This window comes from Blastococcus carthaginiensis, assembly GCF_030731085.1.
In the GTDB taxonomy this organism is placed as follows: domain Bacteria; phylum Actinomycetota; class Actinomycetes; order Mycobacteriales; family Geodermatophilaceae; genus Blastococcus; species Blastococcus carthaginiensis.
On the sequence record NZ_JASNFN010000010.1, the window covers coordinates 112,792 to 136,262 of the forward strand.

The 23,471-nt window shown below is 74.1% G+C and carries 23 protein-coding genes; 20 read left to right on the top strand and 3 right to left on the bottom strand.

Features of this window, described 5'->3' with window-relative positions:
- The first annotated feature begins 9 nt into the window (after positions 1 to 9).
- From aroC to QOZ88_RS10090, 8 genes are all read left to right on the top strand, one after another.
- Complete coding sequence (aroC, locus tag QOZ88_RS10055) at positions 10 to 1,194, top strand: chorismate synthase (RefSeq protein ID WP_305999640.1); 1,185 nt, start codon at positions 10 to 12, stop codon at positions 1,192 to 1,194.
- The gene (locus tag QOZ88_RS10060; protein ID WP_305999641.1) at positions 1,191 to 1,724 is read left to right on the top strand and encodes a shikimate kinase; all 534 of its coding nucleotides are present in this window, start codon (positions 1,191 to 1,193) and stop codon (positions 1,722 to 1,724) included. Before aroC ends, QOZ88_RS10060 begins: the two co-directional genes overlap by 4 nt.
- Positions 1,721 to 2,782 carry a 3-dehydroquinate synthase gene (gene aroB, locus QOZ88_RS10065; RefSeq protein WP_305999642.1) on the top strand — a complete coding sequence of 354 codons (1,062 nt, stop codon included), beginning with the start codon at positions 1,721 to 1,723 and terminating at the stop codon, positions 2,780 to 2,782. Before QOZ88_RS10060 ends, aroB begins: the two co-directional genes overlap by 4 nt.
- Positions 2,779 to 3,213 (top strand): type II 3-dehydroquinate dehydratase, encoded by a 435-nt coding sequence (gene aroQ / locus QOZ88_RS10070; protein WP_305999643.1) that lies wholly within the window; start codon positions 2,779 to 2,781, stop codon positions 3,211 to 3,213. Before aroB ends, aroQ begins: the two co-directional genes overlap by 4 nt.
- A complete protein-coding gene (locus QOZ88_RS10075; RefSeq protein ID WP_305999644.1) occupies positions 3,210 to 4,328 on the top strand; it encodes a Xaa-Pro peptidase family protein in 1,119 nt (372 codons plus the stop codon). The genes aroQ and QOZ88_RS10075 overlap by 4 nt, the downstream gene beginning before the upstream one ends.
- Positions 4,329 to 4,889: an elongation factor P gene (gene efp / locus QOZ88_RS10080; protein WP_305999645.1), complete on the top strand. Its 561-nt coding sequence runs from the start codon at positions 4,329 to 4,331 to the stop codon at positions 4,887 to 4,889.
- Between the two features lie 16 nt (positions 4,890 to 4,905).
- Positions 4,906 to 5,316: a transcription antitermination factor NusB gene (nusB, locus tag QOZ88_RS10085; protein WP_305999646.1), complete on the top strand. Its 411-nt coding sequence runs from the start codon at positions 4,906 to 4,908 to the stop codon at positions 5,314 to 5,316.
- Between the two features lie 116 nt (positions 5,317 to 5,432).
- Entirely contained in the window at positions 5,433 to 6,083 is a 651-nt protein-coding gene (locus tag QOZ88_RS10090) for a DUF6338 family protein (protein WP_305999647.1), read from the top strand.
- 232 nt (positions 6,084 to 6,315) lie between these two features.
- Here the strand turns inward: QOZ88_RS10090 and QOZ88_RS10095 are convergent, their stop codons facing one another.
- The 3 genes from QOZ88_RS10095 to bldD all read right to left on the bottom strand — a co-directional run bounded on the left by QOZ88_RS10095 (position 6,316) and on the right by bldD (position 8,961).
- The gene (locus QOZ88_RS10095) at positions 6,316 to 7,344 is read right to left on the bottom strand and encodes a hypothetical protein (protein ID WP_305999648.1); all 1,029 of its coding nucleotides are present in this window, start codon (positions 7,342 to 7,344) and stop codon (positions 6,316 to 6,318) included.
- Positions 7,341 to 8,258, bottom strand: a complete 918-nt coding sequence (locus tag QOZ88_RS10100; protein WP_305999649.1) for an ABC transporter ATP-binding protein — start codon at positions 8,256 to 8,258, stop codon at positions 7,341 to 7,343. Before QOZ88_RS10100 ends, QOZ88_RS10095 begins: the two co-directional genes overlap by 4 nt.
- Before the next feature lie 145 nt (positions 8,259 to 8,403).
- Entirely contained in the window at positions 8,404 to 8,961 is a 558-nt protein-coding gene (gene bldD, locus QOZ88_RS10105) for a transcriptional regulator BldD (RefSeq protein ID WP_305999650.1), read from the bottom strand.
- A 224-nt stretch (positions 8,962 to 9,185) separates the two neighbouring features.
- Between bldD and pyrR the strand changes: the two genes are divergently transcribed.
- The 12 genes from pyrR to metK all read left to right on the top strand — a co-directional run bounded on the left by pyrR (position 9,186) and on the right by metK (position 23,431).
- Positions 9,186 to 9,809, top strand: a complete 624-nt coding sequence (gene pyrR, locus QOZ88_RS10110; RefSeq protein ID WP_305999651.1) for a bifunctional pyr operon transcriptional regulator/uracil phosphoribosyltransferase PyrR — start codon at positions 9,186 to 9,188, stop codon at positions 9,807 to 9,809.
- The gene (locus QOZ88_RS10115; RefSeq protein WP_305999652.1) at positions 9,806 to 10,723 is read left to right on the top strand and encodes an aspartate carbamoyltransferase catalytic subunit; all 918 of its coding nucleotides are present in this window, start codon (positions 9,806 to 9,808) and stop codon (positions 10,721 to 10,723) included. Before pyrR ends, QOZ88_RS10115 begins: the two co-directional genes overlap by 4 nt.
- Positions 10,720 to 12,009 (top strand): dihydroorotase, encoded by a 1,290-nt coding sequence (locus QOZ88_RS10120; protein ID WP_305999653.1) that lies wholly within the window; start codon positions 10,720 to 10,722, stop codon positions 12,007 to 12,009. The genes QOZ88_RS10115 and QOZ88_RS10120 overlap by 4 nt, the downstream gene beginning before the upstream one ends.
- Positions 12,006 to 13,172, top strand: a complete 1,167-nt coding sequence (gene carA, locus QOZ88_RS10125) for a glutamine-hydrolyzing carbamoyl-phosphate synthase small subunit (RefSeq protein WP_305999654.1) — start codon at positions 12,006 to 12,008, stop codon at positions 13,170 to 13,172. Before QOZ88_RS10120 ends, carA begins: the two co-directional genes overlap by 4 nt.
- 1 nt (position 13,173) lies before the next feature.
- Positions 13,174 to 16,503, top strand: coding sequence for a carbamoyl-phosphate synthase large subunit (gene carB / locus QOZ88_RS10130; protein ID WP_305999655.1), 3,330 nt, complete (start codon positions 13,174 to 13,176; stop codon positions 16,501 to 16,503).
- Between the two features lie 5 nt (positions 16,504 to 16,508).
- Positions 16,509 to 17,885, top strand: a complete 1,377-nt coding sequence (locus tag QOZ88_RS10135; protein WP_305999656.1) for a beta/alpha barrel domain-containing protein — start codon at positions 16,509 to 16,511, stop codon at positions 17,883 to 17,885.
- 73 nt (positions 17,886 to 17,958) lie between these two features.
- On the top strand, positions 17,959 to 18,837 hold the full coding sequence (gene pyrF / locus QOZ88_RS10140; protein WP_305999657.1) for an orotidine-5'-phosphate decarboxylase: 879 nt from the start codon (positions 17,959 to 17,961) through the stop codon (positions 18,835 to 18,837).
- 577 nt (positions 18,838 to 19,414) lie between these two features.
- Positions 19,415 to 19,771 (top strand): integration host factor, actinobacterial type, encoded by a 357-nt coding sequence (gene mihF, locus QOZ88_RS10145; protein WP_305999658.1) that lies wholly within the window; start codon positions 19,415 to 19,417, stop codon positions 19,769 to 19,771.
- A gap of 45 nt (positions 19,772 to 19,816) precedes the next feature.
- A complete protein-coding gene (gmk, locus tag QOZ88_RS10150) occupies positions 19,817 to 20,416 on the top strand; it encodes a guanylate kinase (RefSeq protein WP_305999659.1) in 600 nt (199 codons plus the stop codon).
- 60 nt (positions 20,417 to 20,476) lie between these two features.
- Complete coding sequence (gene rpoZ / locus QOZ88_RS10155) at positions 20,477 to 20,740, top strand: DNA-directed RNA polymerase subunit omega (RefSeq protein ID WP_305999660.1); 264 nt, start codon at positions 20,477 to 20,479, stop codon at positions 20,738 to 20,740.
- A 136-nt stretch (positions 20,741 to 20,876) separates the two neighbouring features.
- Entirely contained in the window at positions 20,877 to 22,118 is a 1,242-nt protein-coding gene (gene coaBC, locus QOZ88_RS10160; protein ID WP_305999661.1) for a bifunctional phosphopantothenoylcysteine decarboxylase/phosphopantothenate--cysteine ligase CoaBC, read from the top strand.
- 98 nt (positions 22,119 to 22,216) lie between these two features.
- Positions 22,217 to 23,431 carry a methionine adenosyltransferase gene (metK, locus tag QOZ88_RS10165; RefSeq protein ID WP_305999662.1) on the top strand — a complete coding sequence of 405 codons (1,215 nt, stop codon included), beginning with the start codon at positions 22,217 to 22,219 and terminating at the stop codon, positions 23,429 to 23,431.
- Positions 23,432 to 23,471: the final 40 nt, after the last annotated feature.

The window sequence follows — 23,471 nt, forward strand, 5'->3', positions numbered from 1 at the left end:
AATCGCCGCATGTTGCGCTGGCTGACCGCCGGTGAGTCGCACGGCCAGCAGCTCACCGCCATCCTCGAGGGCCTCCCGGCCGGGGTCGAGGTGCAGACGGCCGACCTCGACCTGCAGCTCGCCCGCCGCCGGCTCGGGCACGGGCGGGGTGCCCGGATGTCCTTCGAGCAGGACGTCGTCACCCTCACCGGCGGTGTGCGCCACGGCCGCACCCAGGGCGGGCCGATCGCGGTGCAGGTCGGCAACACCGAGTGGCCGAAGTGGGAGACGGTCATGTCCGCCGACCCGGTCGACGCCGAGATCCTGGCGGGGCAGGCCCGCAACGCGCCGCTGACCCGCCCGCGGCCCGGTCACGCCGATCTGGCCGGCATGCAGAAGTACGGCTTCGACGACGCCCGGCCGGTGCTCGAGCGCGCCAGCGCCCGGGAGACCGCCGCGCGGGTGGCCCTCGGCGCGATCGCGCAGGCCTTCCTGCGCCAGGCGCTCGGGGTCTCGGTGGTCAGCCACGTCGTGGGCATCGGCCCGGTGGTCGCGCCCGACGGCCTCGTACCCGGGCCCGCGGACAACCCGCGGCTCGACGAGGACCCGGTGCGCTGCGCCGACCCCGCCACCAGCGAGCGGATGACCGCCGAGATCGACGACGCCCGCAGATGCGGTGACACGCTCGGCGGCGTCATCGAGGTCGTCGTCCACGGGCTGCCGCCGGGCCTGGGCAGCCACGTGCACTGGGACCGGCGCCTGGACGCCCGGCTGGCCGCCGCCCTCATGGGCGTGCAGTCGGTCAAGGCCGTGGAGGTCGGCGACGGGCTGGAGACCGCCCGCCGCCGCGGCTCGGTGGCCCACGACGAGATCGTGCTCGCCGACGGCGGCACCCGGGTGCAGCGGCTCACCGACCGGGCCGGGGGCATCGAGGGCGGCATGACCAACGGCGAGGTGCTGCGCGTCCGCGCCGCGATGAAGCCGATCAGCACCGTGCCCCGGGCGCTGCAGACCGTCGACGTCGCCACCGGGGAGGCCGCGGTCGCGATCAACCAGCGCAGCGACGCGTGCGCCGTGCCCCGCGGCAGCGTCGTGATGGAGGCGATGGTCGCCCTCGTGCTGGCCGACGCCGCGCTGGAGAAGTTCGGCGGCGACTCGATCGCCGAGACCCGGCGCAACGCGCAGGCCTACCTCGACGCCCTGCCCTACCGGTGAACCGGCCGGCCCTGGTCCTCGTCGGTCCGCCTGCCTCGGGGAAGACGACGGTCGGCACGGCGGTCGCCGCCGCGCGGGGGCTGGCGTTCCGGGACACCGACCGCGACGTCGAGGAGGCCACCGGGTCGACGGTCGCCGACCTGTTCGTCCAGCACGGCGAGCCGCACTTCCGCGCGCTGGAGGAGCAGGCGGTCGCCCGCGCGCTCACCGAGCACACCGGGGTGCTGGCCCTCGGCGGCGGAGCGGTGACCAGCGCCGCCACCCGGGAGCTGCTGGTCGCCCACGGCCGGGCCCGTGGGACGGTGGTCTGGCTCGACGTCGACGTCGCCTCCGCCGCCCGCCGCGTGGGGCTCTCGCGCGACCGGCCGCTGCTGGCCGTGAACCCGCGCGCGATGCTGCGCACCATGCTCGAACAGCGCGCCCCGCTCTACACGGAGGTGGCCACGCACCGCGTCGCCACCGCGGGGCGCCCGCCGGAGGAGGTCGTCGCCGAGGTGCTTGCCGTCCTGACCCCGGAGGGGGCCCGGTGACCCGCCGCGTCCCGGTCGCGGGGGAGCAGCCCTACGAGGTCGTCATCGGCGCCGGCGCCCAGGCGGAGCTGGCCCTCGTGCTGGCCGGCACGCCGAAGGTGGCCGTCGTCCACGCCCCGCCGCTCGCCGCCGCGGCCGGCGCCGCCGTGGAGACCCTGCAGACCACCGGCGTCGCGGCCGAGGCGGTCGTCGTCCCCGACGGCGAGGCGGCCAAGACCGCGCAGGTCGCGGCCGCGATGTGGGACGAGTTCGGCCGGCTGGGGCTGACCCGGTCCGACGCCGTCGTCGGGCTCGGTGGGGGAGCGGTCACCGACCTGGCCGGGTTCCTCGCGGCCACCTGGACCCGCGGCATCCGCGTCGTCCAGGTGCCCACCAGCCTGCTCGGCATGGTCGACGCCGCCGTGGGCGGCAAGACGGGCATCAACACCGCCGCCGGCAAGAACCTGGTCGGCGCGTTCCACCCGCCCGCGGGCGTGCTCGCCGACACCGACCTGCTGGCCGGCCTGCCCGAGGACGAGTTCCGCGCCGGGCTGGCCGAGGTGGTCAAGTGCGGCTTCATCGCCGACGGCCGGATCCTCGAACTGCTGGCCGCCGACCCGACGGGGCGCCGCGACACCGAGGAGCTCATCGAGCGCGCGGTACGGGTGAAGGCCGCCGCGGTGGGGGAGGACCTGCTCGACACCGGGGTCCGCGAGTTCCTCAACTACGGCCACACCCTCGGCCACGCGGTCGAGCGGGTCGAGGACTTCGGCTGGCGGCACGGCGAGGCGGTCGCGGTCGGGCTGGTGTTCGCCGCCGAGCTGGCCGGGCAGGCCGGGCTGCTGACCCGCGCGGAGGTCGACCGGCACCGCGAGCTCCTCACCGCCATGGGGCTGCCCACCACCTACGCCGGCGACTGGCCGCGGCTGCAGGAGGTCATGCGCGTGGACAAGAAGGCCCGCGGCGCCTCGCTGCGCTTCGTCGTCCTCGACGGGCTGGGCAATCCCCGCATCCTGACCGACCCCGACCAGGCCTGGCTCGACGCGGCCTGGGCCGCCGTCTCTGGAGACGATTCATGACGATCCACGTGCTCAACGGCGCGAACCTCGGCCGGCTCGGCACCCGCGAGCCCGAGGTCTACGGGACCACCACCTACGCCCAGCTGGTCGAGCTGGTGGAGACCGCCGCCCGGGAACTGGGCGTCGAGGTGCTGGTGCGCCAGACCGACGACGAGGGCCAGCTGTTGCGCTGGGTCCACGAGGCGACCGACGCCGGGGCCCCGGTCATCGTCAACCCCGGCGGCTGGACCCACACCTCGGTCGTGCTGCACGACGCGCTGGCCGCGGTTCCCGCCCCGGTGGTGGAGGTGCACATCAGCAACATCCACCGGCGCGAGGAGTTCCGGCGGCACTCCTACGTCTCCCGCGTGGCCGACGGCGTCATCGCCGGCCTCGGCGTGCACGGCTACGTGCTGGCGCTGCAGTGGATGACGCTGCGGGGCGTCTCGTGAGCCGCGCCTCCCAGCGGCGCGAGGTGCTCCGGGCCACCGCCGCGGAGCGCGGGCTGGACGCCGTGCTGGTCACCAACCTGCTCAACGTCCGATACCTCACCGGCTTCACCGGCTCCAACGGCGCGCTGCTGCTGCGGGTGGACGGCCGCGACCTCTTCGGCACCGACGGCCGGTACACGACCCAGGCCGGCGTGCAGGTGCCCGACGTGGAGCTGCTCGTCGACCGGGCCACGGTGCCCGCCCTGGCCCGGGAGGCCGTGCGCCGGGGCTCCGCAGGCCCACCCGCCCGCCGGATCGGCTACGAGTCCCACGACCTCACCGTCGACGGGCTGCACGGGCTGGAGCGCGTGCTCGCCGACGCCGCCGCGGGCGGGACCGTCCCGGAGCTGGCGTCGGTGCGCCGGGCCGTCGAGGCCCAGCGTGCGATCAAGGACCCCGACGAGATCGGGTCGCTGCGCCGCGCGTGCGCCGTCGCCGACCAGGCGCTGGCCGAGCTGGCCGCCGAGGGCGCGCTCCGTCCCGGCCGCACCGAGCTGGAGGTCGGCCGCGAGCTGGATGCGCGGATGCTGGCGCTGGGCGCCGAGGCGCCGTCGTTCGAGACGATCGTCGCCGCCGGGGCGAACTCGGCCATCCCGCACCACCGGCCCGACCAGACCGAGCTGCGCTCGGGTGACTTCCTCAAGCTCGACTTCGGCGCCACCGTCGAGGGCTACCACTCCGACATGACCCGCACCCTGGTGCTGGGCCAGGCGGCGGACTGGCAGCGGGAGGTCTACGCCGTGGTGGCGGAGTCGCAGGCGGCCGGCCGGGCGGCGCTCGCGGTCGGGGCGGACGTCGTCGCCGTCGACGCCGCGGCGCGCGACGTGATCGTCGCGGCCGGGCACGGCGAGCACTTCACCCACGGCCTCGGGCACGGCGTGGGCCTGGAGATCCACGAGGCGCCGGGCATCGGCCAGCAGGGCGCGGGTACGCTTGCCGCCGGTATGGCCGTCACCGTGGAGCCGGGCGTGTACCTGCCCGGCCACGGCGGTGTCCGGATCGAGGACACCCTGATCGTCACCGACGACGCGCCCGAGTTGTTGACCCTCACGAGCAAGGAACTGCTGGTCCTCTAGATGGCTACCACCAACGACCTGAAGAACGGCATCGTCCTCAACCTGGACGGCCAGCTCTGGACCGTCACCGACTTCCAGCACGTCAAGCCCGGCAAGGGCGGGGCCTTCGTGCGCACGACGCTGAAGAACGTGCTGTCGGGCAAGGTCGTCGACAAGACCTTCAACGCCGGCACCAAGGTCGAGACGGCCACCGTGGACAAGCGGTCGATGACCTACCTGTACAAGGAGGGCACCGACTTCGTCTTCATGGACGGGGACACGTTCGAGCAGATCTACGTGCCGACCGAGACCGTCGGCGACGGCGCGAACTACCTGCTGGACAACACCGAGGCCATCGTCGCGGTGCACGACGGCACCCCGCTGTACGTCGAGCTGCCGGTGACCATGGAGCTCGTCGTCGAGCACACCGACCCGGGCCTGCAGGGCGACCGCTCCACCGGTGGCACCAAGCCCGCCACGTTGGAGACCGGCGCGCAGATCCAGGTGCCGCTGTTCATCAGCACCGGCGAGAAGCTGAAGGTCGACACCCGCGACGGCCGCTACCTCGGCCGCGTCAACTGACAGCGCGGTAACCCTCATGGCCGCACGGACCAAGGCGCGCAAGCGTGCCGTCGACGTCCTCTACGAGGCCGACGTGCGTGGCCGGGAGCGGGTCGAGCTGCTCCGCGAGCGGGTCGCCGACGGCAACCCGCCGATCCCCGACCACGCCATCCGCCTGGTCGAGGGCGTCGCCGAGCACGGTGCGCGCATCGACGAGCTGATCGAGGCGCACACCTCCGGCTGGTCGCTGGAGCGGCTGCCCGACGTCGACCGCGCGATCCTTCGGATGGCGACCTACGAGCTGCTCTGGGTGGACGACGTGCCCGACGCCGTCGTCATCGACGAGGCGGTCGAGCTGGCCCGCGCCATCTCGACCGACGAGTCGCCCCGCTACGTCAACGGCGTGCTGGGCGCCATCCTCGCCGCCGAGGTCCCCACCTCCTCCTGACGGCAGGGCGACAGGGCCCGACCCGGCTGCGGCCGAAGGAGCTGTGACCAGCACGTCGGTCCGATCTGCTCCTCGCGACCGCACGAACTGTCGGAGCCTCCTGGAACGATCCTCGGGTGACGACGTTCCAGGCAGTGGCGGTGACGCTTCTTGCCGTGCTGCCGGGCGCTTCGTACACCTTCGCGTTCGAGCGCGTGGCCGGCGCCTACGGTGCCAGTCTCTCCGATCGCCTGATCCGCTTCGCGGCCGCCTCCGCCGTCTTCCACGCCCTGTTCAGCGGTCCGGAACTTCTGCTGTACCGAGGACTGGTCGTCTCCGGTCGGCTGGAACGTGCGGAGATCGCGGCCTGGCAGTTCGAACTCCTCGCCCTGGCCTACGTGCTTCTTCCCACCGCGGCGGGCAGCGTCGTCGGGCACGGGAGGAACAAGCGTTGGCCGTGGGTCACGTGGCTGACCGGGACGTCGCCTGAGCCGAGGGCCTGGGACTACCTGTGGACCCAGCCGGGCAAGACGATGGTCGTGCGCCTGCGCCTGAAGTCCGGGCCCTTGGTCGCGGGATTCTTCGGCAAGGTCGAGGGGGCACCGGCCTCCTACGCGGCCGGTTACCCCGAGGCGCAGGATCTCTTCCTCGGCCTCCAGGTGAAGGTGGATGCCGTCAACGGTGAGTTCGTGAAGGATGACGAGGGCCGCATCCAGCCCGTTGAGGGACGCACCTCTCTGCTCGTACGCTGGGAAGAAGTCGAGTACGCCGACGTCCTGGAGGTCTGATGGCAGCGCCGTCGCACGGCAGCGAACGTCCCGCCAGGGCTCTCAAGCATTCCGGGTTCGAGAAGAAGGGCGGCTACCCGGCGACGGGGCCGGTTGTCTCGGCGATGCCGAAGGCGCCGCAAGGCCCTGCACCGGGTGCCGGTTCAGCGAACACTGCTGGTCCCGGATCTCCGACGAAGACCAGGCAGTAGAGCATCGCTGACCAACTTCCCTGGGTCGTCGGGGTGGTAGCTCAGTGCAGGTCGCGCCGCGCGAACAGCCAGGTGCCGACGCCGACGAGCACCGCGGCGAAGACCCCGACGACCAGGCCGCCCTGCAGGTTGGTGACCAGGTAGGTGGTCGGCTCGGCCGCCGAGGGCCCGCCGTTCCCGAAGTCGAACAGCTCCAGGCCGCCCGGGAGGACGAGCGCGATGGAGTTGGTCGACAGCAGCCACCGGTCCGTGGTGGGCTCGAGGATGCGCAGCGCGTTCTCCGCGATCGCGAAGTAGACGAAGCCGACGCCCAGGGCCGCCCCGGTGTTGCGCACCAGGTTCGCCAGCCCGAAGCCGATGAGGCCGACCAGCACCGTGAGGACGACTCCGCGTCCCTGCGCGGCCAGCAGCCCGGACCAGAAGCCGTCCGGGACCCCGCGGTCGCTGCCCACGAGGGCGTCCAGCAGCCACGCCATGGCCAGCCACGCGAGCTGCGCGGCGACGCCGAGGGCCAGCGCCGCGAGGGCGAGGACGCCGGTCTTGGTGCCGATGACCCGCAGCCGGCTGGGCACCCAGAAGAGCAGGGCGACGATGGTGCGGGTGGACCACTCGGCCCCGATCCAGGTGGCCCCGATCAGGAAGGCGAGCACCGCCGCGGCGACGGCGAAACCGATGGCGCCGGGTTCGCCGGCGGAGGCGAGGTCGAACGGCGCCGTGGTGAGGAAGTCCTCGACGGGGACGTCCGACTCGGTCAGGGGCGGGCCGCAGAACTGGTCGACGGGCTGACCGGCCTGCTCGGCGTCCTGCTCGCAGACCTGCCGGAACTCCCGCTCGCCGGCGAGGAACTCGTCGCGCTGCTGGGTCGCAGCGGCGAAGTCGGCGTCGGTCGGTTCGCCGAAGCTGAGCAGCCCGATGACGACGGCCCCGAGCCAGCCGAGGGTGGCCAGGGCCAGCAGCACCTGGATGAACCGGCGGGAGACGAACCGGTGCACCTCGGCGCGGAAGAGGCTGCCGCGCGGCCGGGTGGCCCCCCCCGGGGCGGCCGTCGGCTGCTCGGTCACCGCGCTCACGCCTGCTCCCCGGTGATCGCGAGGAAGGCGCTCTCCAGGTCGGGGGTCACGCGGACCAGCTCCTCGACGTAGTGGCCGTGGCCGGCGAGCACGCGGGTGATCTCGCCCGGTGCCGGGGCGCCGTGCACGAGGATCTGCCCGTCGGGCGCGGGGGAGACGGAGAATCCGGCGCCGTGCAGCACGGCGGCGCCGGCGGCCGGGTCGGGCACCGCGACGCGGACGTCGCCGGTGCCGGCCCGGTCGAGCACGGAGGAGACCGGCCCGGCGGCCACCTGACGTCCCCGGGCGAGGATGGTCACCGAGTCGCACACCTGCTGGATCTCGGCGAGCAGGTGGGAGGAGAGCAGCACCGTCGTCCGGCCGTCGGACCCCAGGCGCCGGATGAGCTCGCGGACGTCGCGGATCCCGGCCGGGTCGAGCCCGTTGCTGGGCTCGTCGAGGATCAGCAGGCGCGGGGCCTTCAGCAGCGCCGCCGCGATGCCGAGGCGCTGCTTCATGCCGAGGGAGTAGCCCTTGAACCGGTCACCGGCGCGCTCGCGCAGGTCGACCAGCTCCAGGCACTCCTCGACGCGGGGCGCAGGGACCCCCGCCGTCTCGGCGAGCAGCTCCAGGTTGCGCCGGCCGGTGAAGCCGGGGAAGAACAGCGGCGTCTCCACCAGGGCGCCGACCTCGCCGATGACCCGGGGGAGGTCGGTGGGCACCGGGCGGTCCAGCAGCCGGACGTCCCCGGCCGAGGGGCGGACGAGGCCCAGGAGGACGCGGATGGAGGTGGTCTTGCCCGAGCCGTTGGGCCCGAGCAGCCCGTGCACCCCGCCGGATTCGACCGTCATGTCCAGGCCGTCGAGCGCGCGGAGCTCCTGGCCGCCCCGTCTGCGGTAGGTCTTGGCGACCCCGGACATCTGCACCGCCGGCACGCCGGCCTCCAGCCTCCCGGGCGCGCGCCCGGGTCGCCGCACCCTGGCACATCCGCTGCTCCGGGGACAGCACCCGCGGCGTGTGTCCGGAACCAGCCGGTCCACGAACGACGAGGGCCCCCGCCGATCGGCGGGGGCCCTCGGTTCAGCGCGGAGTGCGGCGGCGGTCGCCCCAGGAGTCGTCGACGTCCTCGTCGAGCTCCTCGTCGCCGCCGGAGCTGACGATGCTCTCCATGCCGGGGGAGAGCACGCCCCACTCGATCAGCCGCGAGGTGAGCTCGTCGGGGCTCATGTCGTAGATGATCGCCAGCGACTTGAGGTCCTCGGCGCGGATCGAGAGCACCTTGCCGTTGTAGTCGTGCCGCTGGGCCTGGATGGTCGAGGCGTACCGGGCCAGCGGGCCGGCCTCGTCGGCGGGCAGGGACCCGAGCGACTCGAGGTTCAGCACGATCTTGTTGGTCGAGGTCACCGCGGAGCTGGGCCGCGGGTCGGGCAGCAGTTCGGACACGGGGACGCCGTAGAAGACCGCGAGCTCGGAGAGGCGCTGCACGGTCACGGCGCGGTCGCCGCGTTCGTAGGAGCCGACGACGACCGCCTTCCAGCGGCCGTGCGACTTGTCCTCCACACCCTGCAGGGAGAGGCCCTGCTGGTTGCGGATCGCGCGGAGCCGGGCGCCGAGGGCCCGTGAGTAGTCGGTGCTCATCGCTGTCTGCTCACTGTCCGTCGTCTCGGATCGGGGTTGTTCGTCACGCAGCGTACGTGCGAAGCGGGGATCACAACAGCCGGGTCGGCACGAAACCGCAGGCGGGCGCCGCACCGGCGGGGCCACCCGGGCGGCGGCGAGCCGGGCGAGGGCGTGCAGTACCGTCGACGGCGGTCCGACCACTCCTTTAACGACCCGTCCAGTGAGGCGGGGAAGGAGGCCTCATGGCCCGCTCGCCCGACCCTGCCCGGAGCACGTCTCCCGGCAGCGCCCCCGGCACCCTGCTCTCCTCCGCCGACGTCGCCCGCGTCGTCGACCGCATGGCCCACCAGCTCATCGAGCGGGCGGCCAGCCTGCGTCCCGACGACGGCTCCGACCAGGCCGACGGGGGGCTCTCCGACCTGGTCCTCGTGGGCATCCCGACCCGCGGCGCGCCGCTGGCCCGCCGGCTGGCCGCCCGCATCGCGGCGTTCACCGGCGTGACCGTCGACGTGGGCACCGCCGACATCACGCTCTACCGCGACGACCTGCGTCTGCGCGGGGTCCGGGCGCTGGAGCCCACGGTGCTGCCTGACGACGGCATCGACGACCGGCTCGTCGTCCTCGTGGACGACGTGCTCTTCTCCGGCCGGTCCGTGCGGGCCGCGCTGGACGCGCTCCGCGACCTCGGCCGCCCGCGCAGCGTCCAGCTGGCGGTGCTGGTCGACCGGGGCCACCGCGAGCTGCCGATCAAGGCGGACTTCGTCGGCAAGAACGTGCCGACGTCGCGGTCGCAGCAGGTGCGGGTGCACCTCGCGGAGATCGACGGGGTGGACGAGGTGCTCGTGACCGAGGAGGGGGACCGGTGAAGCGGCACCTGCTGGAGGCCGCGGACCTGGACCGGGACGATGCGACGCTGGTGCTCGACACCGCCGCGCAGATCGACCAGGCCCTCGCCGGCCGCGAGGTGAAGAAGCTCCCGACGCTGCGGGGGCGCACGGTGGTCAACCTGTTCTACGAGGACTCCACCCGCACGCGGATCAGCTTCGAGCTCGCCGCCAAGCGATTGAGCGCCGACGTCATCAACTTCTCGGCCAAGGGCAGCAGCGTCTCCAAGGGTGAGAGCCTCAAGGACACCGCGCTCACCCTGGAGGCGATGGGCGCCGACGCCGTCGTCGTCCGGCACTCCGCGTCGGGCGCGCCGCACCGGCTGGCGAACTGGGTGCGCGGCAGCGTGGTCAACGCCGGCGACGGCACCCACGAGCACCCGACGCAGGCGCTGCTGGACGCCTACACGATCCGGCAGCGGCTGGGCCGGCTCGACGGGGTCCGCGTGACGATCGTCGGCGACGTCCTGCACAGCCGGGTGGCCCGCTCGAACGTCGGCCTGCTGCACACCCTGGGGGCGCAGGTCACGCTGGTCGCCCCGCCCACGCTGCTGCCCGTCGGCGTGGGCAGCTGGCCGGCCCAGGTCGGCTACGACCTGGACGCGGTGCTGCCCAAGAGCGACGTGGTGATGATGCTGCGGGTGCAGGCCGAGCGGATGAACGCCTCGTTCTTCCCCAGCGCCCGCGAGTACAGCCGCCGCTACGGCCTGGACGCCCGCCGCATGGCCGCGCTGCCCGACGACGCGATCGTCATGCACCCCGGCCCGATGAACCGCGGCATGGAGATCGCCGCCGAGGTGGCCGACTCCGTCCGCTCCACGATCGTCGAGCAGGTCGCCAACGGCGTCTCGACCCGCATGGCCGTCCTTTACCTGCTGCTCGGAGGGAACACGTGAGCACCTACCTGATCAAGGGGGTGCGGCCGCTCGGCGGCGAGCCCGCCGACATCCTGGTGGAGGACGGCCGGATCGCCGCGGTCGGCGACTCGCTGGACGCCACCGGCGCCGAGGTGGTCGAGGCCGCCGGCCTGATCGCGCTGCCGGGGCTGGTCGACCTGCACACCCACCTGCGCGAGCCGGGCCGCGAGGACGCCGAGACGGTCGAGACCGGCAGCCGCGCCGCCGCTCTCGGCGGGTTCACCGCGGTGCACGCCATGGCCAACACCGACCCGGTCGCCGACACCGCAGGCGTGGTCGAGCAGGTGTGGCGGCTGGGCCAGGAGGCCGGGCTGGTCGACGTCGTCCCGGTGGGGGCGGTGACCGTCGGGCTCGGGGGCGAGCGGCTGGCCGAGCTCGGCGCGATGGCCGACTCCGCCGCCCGCGTGCGGGTCTTCTCCGACGACGGGCACTGCGTCGCCGACCCTGCGCTCATGCGCCGCGCGCTGGAGTACGTGAAGGCCTTCGACGGCGTCGTCGCCCAGCACGCCGAGGAGCCGCGGCTGACCGCCGGCGCGCAGATGCACGAGGGCGACCGCTCGGCGCGGCTGGGCCTCACCGGCTGGTCGGCCGCCGCCGAGGAGGCGATCATCGCCCGCGACGTGCTGCTCGCCGAGCACGTCGGCGCCCGCCTGCACGTCTGCCACGTCTCGACCGCCGGGTCGGTGGAGATCCTGCGCTGGGCGAAGTCGCGCGGCGTGCGGGTGACCGCCGAGGTGACGCCGCACCACCTGCTGCTCACCGACGCCTGCGCGGAGTCCTACGACCCGGTGTTCAAGGTCAACCCGCCGCTGCGCACCGACGCCGACGTGGAGGCGCTCCGGGCCGGTCTCGCCGACGGGACGATCGACGCCGTCGGCACCGACCACGCCCCCCACGCGGTCGAGGACAAGGAGAGCGAGTGGGCCCAGGCCCGGCCCGGCATGCTCGGGCTGGAGCAGGCGCTCTCCGTCGTCATCGAGACGATGGTCGAGCCGGGCCGGCTGGACTGGGCCGGCGTCGCCGACCGGATGTCGGTGCGCCCCGCCGCCATCGGCCGCCTCGACGGCCACGGCCGCCCCATCGCACCGGGCGAGCCGGCCAACCTCGTGCTCGTCGACGCGGCCGCCCGCGCGGTGGTCGACCCGGCGGCGCTGGCCAGCCGCAGCCGCAACAGCCCCTATGCCGGCCGGGAGCTCCCCGGCCGGGTGGTCGCGACGTTCCTGCGCGGGACGCCGACCGTCCTGGACGGAAAGGCAGTGAAGTGACAGAAGCGCTCCTCGTGCTCGAGGACGGGCGCACGTTCCGGGGGGAGTCGTACGGCGCCACCGGGACGACGGTCGGGGAGGCGGTCTTCGCCACCGGCATGACCGGCTACCAGGAGACGCTGACCGACCCGAGCTACGCCGGCCAGATCGTGGCCATGACGGCGCCGCACATCGGCAACACCGGGGTCAACAGCGAGGACGACGAGAGCAGCCGCATGTGGGTGGCGGGCTTCGTCGTCCGCGACCCCGCGCGCCGCCCGGCGAACTGGCGCGCCACCGGCAGCCTGGACGACGCGCTGGTCGGGCAGGGGATCGTCGGCATCAGCGGTGTGGACACCCGCGCGCTCACCCGGCACCTGCGCGACCGGGGCGCGATGCGGGCCGGCATCAGCACCGAGCTCTCCGCCGACGAGCTGCTCGCCCGCGTCACCGCCGCGGAGGGCATGACCGGCGCCGACCTCGCCCCGACGGTGAGCACCGGCGAGCCCTACGTCGTCCCGGCGGTGGGGGAGAAGCGGTTCACCATCGCCGCGCTGGACCTCGGCATCAAGACCGCCACCCCGCGCCACCTGGCCGCGCTCGGCGTGGAGACGCACGTGCTGCCCTCCACGGCCACCGCCGAGGAGCTGCTCGCCGCCGGCCCGGACGGCGTCTTCCTCTCCAACGGCCCCGGCGACCCGGCGGCCGCCGGCTACGCGGTCGCGGCGGTCCGCGGGGTGCTCGACGCCCGCCGGCCGCTGTTCGGCATCTGCTTCGGTAACCAGATCCTCGGCCGGGCGCTCGGCCTGGGCACCTACAAGCTCCGCTTCGGCCACCGGGGCCTGAACCAGCCGGTGCTCGACCGGGTCAGCGGCACGGTGCGCGTCACCAGCCACAACCACGGCTTCGCCGTCGACGCCCCGCTCGACCGGCCCACCGACACCCCGTACGGGCCGGTGGAGGTCAGCCACGTCGGCCTCAACGACGACGTCGTCGAGGGTCTGCGGTTGGTCGACGCCCCGGCCTTCAGCGTGCAGTTCCACCCGGAGTCGGCGGCCGGTCCGCACGACGCCGCCCCCCTGTTCCAGCGCTTCGTCGACCTGATGGAGACCGCCCGCAGCGGCGGCGACGCCGTCAGCCCGCCTCCCGTCGTGGAGCACAGCACCGGCGAGAAGGAGGCCTGACGTGCCCAGGCGCACCGACATCCAGCACGTGATGGTGATCGGCTCCGGCCCGATCCTCATCGGCCAGGCCGCCGAGTTCGACTACTCCGGCACCCAGGCCTGCCGGGTGCTCAGGGCCGAGGGGCTGCGGGTCAGCCTCGTGAACAGCAACCCGGCGACGATCATGACCGACCCCGAGGTCGCCGACGCCACCTACATCGAGCCGCTGACGCCGGAGTTCGTGGAGAAGGTGATCGCCAAGGAGCGCCCCGACGCCCTGCTGGCCACGCTCGGCGGGCAGACCGCGCTCAACATCGCGATCGGCCTGTACGAGAACGGGGTGCTCGAGAAGTACGGCGTGCAGCTCATCGGTGCCGACGTCGACGCGATCAACCGCGGCGAGGACCGGCAGATGTTCAAGGACATCGTCCGGTCCATCGGCGCCGACGCCCCGCGCTCGCGGGTCTGCTCGACGGTCGAGGAGGCGCTGGAGACGGCCGAGGAGGTCGGCTACCCGGTGGTCATCCGGCCGAGCTTCACCATGGGCGGTCTGGGCTCCGGCTTCGCCACCGACGAGCCGATGCTGCGCCGCATGGCCGCGCACGGGCTGGCCGACTCCCCGGTGGGGACGGTGCTCATCGAGGAGTCGGTGCTCGGCTGGAAGGAGTACGAGCTCGAGCTCATGCGCGACCGCAGCGACAACGTCGTCGTCATCTGCTCGATCGAGAACATCGACGCGATGGGCGTGCACACCGGCGACTCGGTGACCGTGGCGCCGGCGATGACCCTCACCGACGTCGAGTACCAGCGCATGCGCGACGTCGGCATCGCCGTCCTGCGCGAGGTCGGCGTCGACACCGGCGGCTGCAACATCCAGTTCGCCGTCAACCCCGCCGACGGCCGCCTGGTCGTCATCGAGATGAATCCGCGCGTCTCGCGCTCCAGCGCACTGGCGTCCAAGGCGACCGGCTTCCCGATCGCGAAGATCGCGGCGAAGCTCGCCATCGGCTACACCCTCGACGAGATCACCAACGACATCACCGGCGTCACCCCCGCGGCCTTCGAGCCGACGCTGGACTACGTCGTGGTGAAGATCCCGCGGTTCGCGTTCGAGAAGTTCCCCGGCGCCGACACCCGGCTGACCACGACGATGAAGAGCGTCGGCGAGGTCATGGCGATGGGCCGCAACTTCGCCGAGGCGCTGGGCAAGGCGATGCGGTCGACCGAGACGAAGGTGGCCGGGTTCTGGACGGGCGCGGCCGACCCGCGCTCGGCCGAGGAGCTCCTCGACGCGCTGCGGACCCCGGTCGACGGCCGGCTCTACACCGCCGAGGCGGCGCTGGCGGCGGGCGCGACGGTCGAGCAGATCGCCGAGGCCAGCGGGTTCGACCCGTGGTTCGTCGACCAGATCGCGCTGGTGCGCGAGGTGGCCGCGGACGTCCGCGAGACGCCGTCGCTGACCCCGGAGCTGCTCCGGCGGGCCAAGCGGCACGGGCTCTCGGACCGGCAGATCGCGGCGCTGCGCCCCGAGCTCGCCGGTGAGGACGGCGTCCGGGCGCTGCGCTGGCGCCTCGGCGTGCGGCCGGTCTACAAGACCGTCGACACCTGCGCCGCCGAGTTCGCCGCCCGCACCCCGTACCACTACTCGTCCTACGACGAGGAGACCGAGGTGCAGCCGCGGGAGAAGCCGGCGGTGCTCATCCTCGGCTCGGGCCCCAACCGGATCGGCCAGGGCATCGAGTTCGACTACTCCTGCGTGCACGCGGTCATGGCGCTGCAGGACGCCGGCTACGAGGCGGTGATGGTCAACTGCAACCCCGAGACCGTCTCCACCGACTACGACACCGCCGACCGCCTCTACTTCGAGCCGCTGACCTTCGAGGACGTCCTCGAGGTCGTGGAGGCCGAGCGCGCGGCCGGGCCGGTGGCCGGCGTGATCTGCACCCTCGGCGGCCAGACGCCGCTGGGGCTGGCGCAGCGGCTCAAGGACGCCGGCGTGCCGGTGCTCGGCACCTCGCCCGAGGCGATCGACGCCGCCGAGCACCGCGGGGCGTTCTCCCGCGTGCTCGCCGACACCGGCCTGCTGGCGCCCAAGCACGGCACGGCGACGACGTTCGCCGAGGCCCACGCCATCGCCACGGGGATCGGCTACCCGGTGCTGGTGCGCCCCTCCTACGTGCTGGGCGGGCGCGGCATGGAGATCGTCTACGACGACGCCACCCTCGAGGCCTACATCGCCAAGGCGACCGAGGTCAGCGCGGACCACCCGGTGCTGGTCGACCGCTTCCTGGAGGACGCCGTCGAGATCGACGTCGACGCCCTCTACGACGGCACCGACCTCTACCTGGGCGGGGTCATGGAGCACATCGAGGAGGCCGGCATCCACTCCGGTGACTCCGCGTGCGCGCTGCCGCCGATCACCCTCGGCTCGGCGGACCTGCTGAAGATCCGCGCGGCCACCGAGAAGCTCGCCGCCCGGATCGGTGTCCGCGGGCTGATGAACGTCCAGTACGCGATCAAGGACGACATCCTCTACGTGATCGAGGCCAACCCGCGGGCCAGCCGCACGGTGCCGTTCGTGTCCAAGGCGACGGCGGTGCAGCTGGCCAAGGCTGCGGCGCGGATCGCCGTCGGGGAGTCGATCGCCGACCTGCGCGCCGCCGGCGTGCTGCCGGCAACCGGTGACGGCACCGACCTGCCCGACCACGCGCCGATCGCGGTCAAGGAGGCGGTGCTGCCCTTCCACCGCTTCCGCACCATCGAGGGCCACGGCGTCGACACCGTGCTCTCCCCGGAGATGAAGTCCACCGGCGAGGTCATGGGCCTGGACGCGCAGTTCGGGACGGCGTTCGCCAAGTCGCAGGCCGCCGCCTACGGCTCGCTGCCGACCGAGGGCACGGTGTTCGTGTCGCTGGCCAACCGGGACAAGCGCTCGGCGATCTTCCCGATCAAGCGGCTGGCCGACCTGGGATTCCGCCTGCTCGCCACCACCGGCACCGCGCAGGTGCTGCGGCGGCACGGGGTCGCCGCCGAGGTGGTCGGGAAGTTCAGCGAGGGCCCGGGCAACGTCGTGGAGCGGATCCAGGCCGGCGAGGTCGACCTGGTCGTCAACACGCCGTTCGGGGCGCCCGGCAACAGCGGTCCGCGGCTGGACGGCTACGAGATCCGCACGGCCGCGGTGAGCGCCGGCATCCCCTGCATCACGACGGTGCAGGGCATGGCCGCCGCGGTGCAGGGCATCGAGGCGCTCCGCCACGGCGGCATCGGGGTGCGCAGCCTGCAGGAGGTGCATGCGGCGCTGGGCGGCGGCACGCACGGCGGGCCGAGCACCTTCGCCGGGACGGGGGAGTGACCTCGGTGCCACCCGGCGCCGTGACCCGGCTGCGGGACGACCTCGTCGCCCGCGGCCTGGTCGACGGGCTGCCCGCGGCGTTCGCCGCGGGGGTCACCCGGTTCGGGCGGCCCCCGCACGCGGAGCTCGACGCGCTGACCGGCGCGGCCACCGACCTGGCGGCCCGGCTCGCGACCGGTGCGGTGGGCGAGGACGACCTGCCGCTGCTGACCCGCGTGCTCTACACGGCCCGGCAGGCCGACCTGCTGGCCCGGCACGGGGTGCCGAGCCCGGCCTACGACGTGCTGGGCTCCTTCCGGGAGAACCTGGAGCGCCCGCTGGGCCCGCGGCTGCCCGAGCGGCCGACGGCGGGCGGCCGGCGCTGGCCGCTGCTCGGCCGCACGGTGGGGTTCCCGATCGGGGTGCCCTCCTGCGTGCTCAACGGCAGCGCGGCGTGGGTGCGGCACAACGTGGCCAACGGCTGGAACGTGCTGACGTACAAGACCGTCCGCGGCCGCGCTCACCCGCCCAACGAGGCCCCGAACTGGATCGTCGCCCCGGGGCTGACGACGAGCCTCCCCCCGGGAGCCGGTGCGGACGTCGTCTCCGACCCGTGGGACTGGGTGCCGCCGGGCTCACCGGCGGTGAGCAGCGTGAACTCCTTCGGGGTCCCGTCGCCGGAGCCGGAGGAGTGGATGGCCGACCTCTCGCGCGCCGTCGCCGCGGTCGGGCACGAGCAGCTCCTCCTGGTGAGCGTCATGGGCGAGGACCCCGAGGGCACCGGCGAGGCGGCCGCGCTGGCCGCCGACTTCGCTCGCACGGCGCGGCTGGCCGAGGAGGCGGGCGCGACGGTGGTCGAGCTGAACCTCTCCTGCCCGAACACCCTCGACCGCTCCGCGGCCGGGGTGAAGCCGCCGCTGTGCCTGGACGCCGACGCGACCGTCGCAGTCGTCGAGGCGGTGCGCCGGCAGCTGGACGACCGCACCGGGCTGGTGGCCAAGCTCTCCTGGCTCGACCGGGAGCGGCTCGCGGCGCTGGTCCCGCGGCTGGCCCCGCTGGTCGACGGGATCGCCGGGATCAACACCGTGCAGAGCCGCGTGCGCCGCAGCGACGGCACCCCGACCTTCCCCGGGCGGGAGCTGGCCGGGCTCTCCGGCATCGCGGTGCGCGAGTCGGCGCTGGACTTCACCCGCCGCCTGGTGGCGCTGCGCGAGGCGGGCGGGGTGCCCTTCGACGTCCTGGCGATGGGCGGGGTGACCGACCCGGCGTCGTTCGAGGCTCTCTTCGCCGCCGGGGCCGACGCCGTGCAATCCGCCGCCGGCGCGTTCGCCGACCCCCTGCTCGCCCGGCGCTGCGTCGACGAGCTGGGGGAGACCCTGCCCCGATCCGTGGAGGTCGAGTGACCGAGCTCGCGAGGTCACGCATGGGCACAGCACTGCCGGGCGCGAGTCCGACGAGCGACAGCGAGGAGGACTCGTGACTGCACCCTTCGGGCAGCGGCTGGCCGATGCGGTGGCCTCCCGCGGGCCGCTCTGCGTCGGCATCGACCCGCACGCCGCCCTCCTCGACGCCTGGGGGCTGCCCGACAGCGCCGACGGGGTGGCCCGGTTCACCGACGCCGTCGTCGACGCACTGGCGGGGTCGGTCGCCGTGCTCAAGCCGCAGATCGCCTTCTACGAGCGGTTCGGCTCCCGCGGCCTCGCCGTCCTCGAGGAGGGGGTGGCCCGGGCGCGCGCCGCCGGGGCGCTCGTGCTGCTGGACGCCAAGCGCGGCGACATCGGCTCCACCATGGCCGCCTACGCCGACTACCTGCGCAGCGACCACCCGATGCGGGTGGACGCGATGACCATCAGCCCCTACCTGGGGCCGGGCTCGCTGCAGCCCGCGGTGGACACCGCCCGGCAGCACGGCGGGGGCCTGTTCGTGCTGGCCCGCACCTCCAACCCCGACGCCGGCACCCTCCAGCACGCGCTCGTGGGGGACCGGTCGGTCGCGCAGGTCGTGGTCGACACCGTGCGCGGCTGGAACACCCCCGGCTGGGTCGTGGGCGACCCGCTGCCCGACCCGGGTGCCCTGCGGGACCTCGCCACCGGGTTCGGCCCCAGCACCGGTTCCTTCGGCGTGGTGGTCGGGGCGACCCTGCGCGACCTCGACGTCGACCTGTCCGGCCTGGGCGGTCCGGTCCTCGCGCCCGGGCTCGGCGCGCAGGGCGGGACGGTCGCCGACCTGCGCAGGCTGTTCGGCGACCGTGCGGCGGTCGTGCCCACGGTGTCCCGCGACGTGCTGGGCGCGGGGCCCGACGCGACGGCGCTGCGGGTCGCGGCCGAGCGCTGGGCGGAGGCCCTGGCGGCATGAGGCGGGCGCTGCCGTGGCTGGCCGGGGCGCTCGGCGCCGTCCTGCGCACGGACCCCGCCCTGCCCACGGACCCGCCCTGCCCACGGACCCGTCCTGCCCACGGTGCCGGGCACGCCGACGCGCCTGATCAGCCGCGCGATACCGCCGCCGTCCTCGCCGCACACCGCGAGGACGGCGACCGCACCGCGAGGTCGACGCGCCGCACGCACAGGACGCGGCACCCCCGAGCCGCGCGCCGGGGCACTGACCGGGCCGGGAACGGCCGTCGGGCGTGTCGTCTCGTCGGCGTGTCGGGGTCCCGAACCCCGCTTGCGCGGGACGCCGACGCGGCGAAACCGGACCGTCCGGATAGAGGCCCTGACCTGGGGTGATCACGCACGGTCACCGGATAGGCGGCGATCGTGTGAACGAGGGGTTCCCGGGTCGCGCGGCCGGTCTCCGTGCCCGCGCGTGACCTGCGGATTTGCCGGGAACCACGACGACCGAGAGGCTCGCGGCGGAGACGCGGTGCGTCTCCGCACACCGAACGACCGCCGGTCGGAGATCGGCCGACGACGACACACGATTGGGTTGCACGATGCCCCTGCCTGAACTGTCCCCGGAACAGCGGGCCGCCGCCCTCGAGAAGGCGGCCGCGGCCCGCAAGGCGCGCGCCGAGCTGCGCGAGCGACTCAAGAGCAAGGGCGCCACGGTCGGCGACGTCCTCAAGCAGGGCGAGACCGACGAAGTGATCGGCAAGATGCGGGTCTCCGCCGTCCTGGAATCCCTGCCCGGTGTGGGCAAGGCGCGGGCTGCGAAGATCATGGAGCGCCTGGAGATCTCCCCCACGCGGCGCGTGCGGGGGCTGGGCGCCAACCAGCGGCGGGCGCTGGAGGCCGAGTTCGGCGGCGACGAGGTCGACGTCGATCAGGTCCCCGCCGACGGCTCCGTCTGAGGAGGGTCGTCGGCAACCGCCGACGACCCCGGGCGAGGACGACGAGTGGCTGCAGCGACACCGGCACGGCTGACCGTGCTCTCGGGACCCTCCGGGGTCGGCAAGGGCACCGTGGTCGCCGAGGTCCGGCGGCGGCACCCCGAGGTCTGGGTGTCGGTGTCGGCCACCACTCGTCGTCCCCGGCCCGGTGAGGTCGACGGCGTGCACTACCACTTCGTCTCCGCCGCCGAGTTCGACCGCCTGATCGCCACCGAGGGGCTGCTGGAGTGGGCCGAGTACGCGGGCAACCGCTACGGCACCCCGCTCGCGCCGGTGCAGGCGCAGCTGGCCACCGGCCGGCCCGCGCTGCTGGAGATCGAGCTGCAGGGCGCCCGGCAGGTCCGGGCGCGGGCGCCGGAGGCCCAACTGGTCTTCCTGGCCCCGCCCTCGTGGGCCGAGCTGGTGAGCCGGCTGGCCGGCCGGGGGTCGGAGCCGGCCGCCGTCCAGGAGCGCCGCCTGGCGATCGCGCAGGCCGAGCTGGACTCCTCGGGTGAGTTCGACGTGGTGGTCGTCAACGACGACGTCGCCCGCGCCGCGGACGAGTTGGTAGGCTTGCTGACTGCGCCGTCACCCGGTCCGCCTGCGGGGGGCAGCGCCCACGAGTGAGCCCGCCGGTCCGCCGGCCCGCCCGCTCCCACGAAAACGATCGAGGAGACCCGTCCGACCGTGTCCGGAGTCGCACCCGCCCCCGAGGGCATCACCAACCCGCCGATCGACGAGCTGCTCGAGCGCACCAGCAGCAAGTACGGCCTGGTGATCTTCGCCGCCAAGCGCGCGCGCCAGATCAACGCCTACTACAGCCAGCTCTCCGAGGGCCTGCTGGAGTACGTCGGCCCGCTGGTCGACACCGCGCCCCAGGAGAAGCCGCTGTCGATCGCGCTCCGCGAGATCAACGACGGCCTCCTGGCGCACACCGCCGGCGAGAACTGAAGAGGGACCCCCTCGCCCCCCACCGCTCGCGAGGTCGCGGCGGGGCCCTGCGAGGGGGCCGTTCCAGCACCCCAAGTGATGACGACGCACCCGGCAGTGGCTGCCGGGTGCGTCGTCGTGTCGGGAGGATGAGCGCATGAGCCGGATCGTGCTGGGCGTCAGCGGGGGAGTGGCCGCCTACAAGGCCGCGCTGCTGCTGCGGGCCTTCACCGAGGCGGGGCACGACGTCCGCGTCGTCCCCACGCCCGGGGCGCTGCACTTCGTCGGGGCCGCGACCTTCGAGGCGCTGTCCGGCAACCCGGTGACCACCGACGTGTGGTCCGACGTCCCCGAGGTCGCGCACGTGCGCATCGGGCAGAACGCCGACCTCGTCGTCGTCGCGCCCGCCACCGCCGACCTGCTGGCGCGGGCCGCCGCGGGCCGGGCGGACGACCTGCTCACCGCCACCCTGCTCACCGCGCACTGCCCGGTGGTCTTCGTGCCGGCCATGCACACCGAGATGTGGCTGCACCCCGCGACGCAGGACAACGTGGCCACCCTGCGCCGCTGGGGCGCGATCGTCCTCCCGCCGGCGGTCGGCCGGCTCACCGGGCCCGACTCCGGACCCGGCCGGCTGCCCGAGCCCGCCGACGTCGCCGCCCTGGCCGCGGTCGTGCTCGAGGGCGGGCCCGCCGCGCTGGCCCGCGACCTCGCCGACCGGAAGGTCGTCATCAGCGCCGGTGGCACCCGTGAGCCGCTGGACCCGGTGCGCTACCTGGGCAACCGATCCTCGGGCAAGCAGGGCTGGGCGCTGGCCCGCGTCGCCGCCGCCCGGGGCGCCGACGTGGTGCTCGTCGCCGCCAACGTCGAGGCCCCTGCGCCCTTCGGCGTCCGGGTCGTGGCCGTGGAGACGGCCGAGCAGCTGCGCACCGCGATGCTCGCCGAGGCCGGGGCGGGCGGGGAGGCGAGAGCCGACGTGGTGGTCATGAGCGCGGCGGTGGCCGACTTCCGCCCGGCCGGCGTCGCCGCGACCAAGCTCAAGAAGGGCTCGGCCGGTGAGCCGACCGCGGTCGAGCTGGTCCGCAACCCCGACGTGCTCACCGAGCTCGTCGGCGAGCGGGCACCCGGCCAGCTGGTGGTCGGCTTCGCCGCCGAGACCGGGGACGCCGACGCCGACGTGCTCACCCACGCCCGGGCGAAGCTCGCCCGCAAGGGGTGCGACCTCCTGGTGGTCAACGACGTCTCGGCGGGGCAGGTCTTCGGCCGGCCGGACAACGCCGTCGTCGTGCTCGCCGCCGACGGCCCCGCCACCGAGGTCCCGCGGGGCAGCAAGGACGCCGTGGCCGCCGGGATCTGGACCGCGGTCGCAGCCCGGCTGACCCCGCCCGGGCGGGCCTGACGCACGCCGTCGTACCCGCCTGCGGAGCGCGCCGGTAACGTTCCTCTCCGGTGCTCCGCACCGAACGACCCGTCGAGCCACGTCCCCAGGGAGTCCGAGTGCCACGCCGCCTCTTCACGTCCGAGTCGGTGACCGAGGGCCACCCGGACAAGATCGCCGACCAGATCAGCGACTCGATCCTGGACGCGATGCTCGGCCAGGACCCGCGCAGCCGCGTCGCCGTCGAGACGCTGATCACCACCGGTCAGGTGCACATCGCCGGTGAGGTCACCACGGCCGGGTACGTCGACATCCCGGCGATCGTCCGCGAGACGGTCCTGCGGATCGGCTACGACTCCTCCCGGAAGGGCTTCGACGGCGCCTCCTGCGGTGTCAGCGTCTCCATCGGCGCGCAGTCCCCCGACATCGCGCAGGGCGTCGACATCGGCTACGAGTCGCGGACGCAGGCCCAGGTCCGCGACCAGGAGCAGGCCGTCGAGGACGCGATCGCGCGCCAGGGCGCCGGCGACCAGGGCCTGATGTTCGGGTACGCGACCGACGAGACCCCGGAGCTGATGCCGCTGCCGATCGCGCTGGCCCACCGCCTCTCCCGCCGGCTCTCCGCGGTGCGCAAGGACGGCTCGGTGCCCTACCTGCGCCCCGACGGCAAGACCCAGGTCACCGTCGTCTACGAGGACGACCGCCCGGTCGCCGTCGACACGGTCGTCGTCTCCTCGCAGCACGCGGAGGACATCTCCATCGAGACGCTGCTGACCCCCGACATCGAGGAGCTCGTCGTCGAGCCGGAGCTGGCCGCCCTCGGCCTGCCCACCACGGGGCACCGGCTGCTGGTGAACCCGACCGGGAAGTTCGTCATCGGCGGCCCGATGGGCGACGCCGGGCTCACCGGTCGCAAGATCATCGTCGACACCTACGGCGGCATGGCCCGGCACGGCGGCGGCGCCTTCTCCGGCAAGGACCCGTCGAAGGTGGACCGCTCGGGCGCCTATGCGATGCGCTGGGTGGCCAAGAACGTCGTCGCCGCGGGTCTCGCCCGCCGCTGCGAGGTGCAGGTGGCCTACGCCATCGGCGCGGCGCACCCGGTCGGGCTGTTCGTCGACACCCAGGGCACTGGCACGGTCGCCGACGAGGTGCTGGAGAAGGCGATCACCTCGGTGTTCGACCTGCGGCCGGGCGCCATCGTCCGCGACTTGGACCTGCTGCGGCCGATCTACGGCCCCACCGCCGCCTACGGACACTTCGGCCGCGCCGACCTCGACCTGCCCTGGGAGCGGTTGGACCGCGTCGAGGCCCTCAAGGCCGCGGTCGGCTGACGAAGGACCCCGCCGCCCTCCGGGACCTCGCAGGCTCGGC

Coding starts and splice junctions, on each gene's coding strand:
- aroC (WP_305999640.1), top strand. CDS start 10: ATGTTGCGCTGGCTGACCGCCGGTGAGTCGCACGGCCAGCAGCTCACC.
- aroQ (WP_305999643.1), top strand. CDS start 2,779: ATGACGATCCACGTGCTCAACGGCGCGAACCTCGGCCGGCTCGGCACC.
- efp (WP_305999645.1), top strand. CDS start 4,329: ATGGCTACCACCAACGACCTGAAGAACGGCATCGTCCTCAACCTGGAC.
- nusB (WP_305999646.1), top strand. CDS start 4,906: ATGGCCGCACGGACCAAGGCGCGCAAGCGTGCCGTCGACGTCCTCTAC.
- bldD (WP_305999650.1), bottom strand. CDS start 8,961: ATGAGCACCGACTACTCACGGGCCCTCGGCGCCCGGCTCCGCGCGATC.
- pyrR (WP_305999651.1), top strand. CDS start 9,186: ATGGCCCGCTCGCCCGACCCTGCCCGGAGCACGTCTCCCGGCAGCGCC.
- mihF (WP_305999658.1), top strand. CDS start 19,415: ATGCCCCTGCCTGAACTGTCCCCGGAACAGCGGGCCGCCGCCCTCGAG.
- coaBC (WP_305999661.1), top strand. CDS start 20,877: ATGAGCCGGATCGTGCTGGGCGTCAGCGGGGGAGTGGCCGCCTACAAG.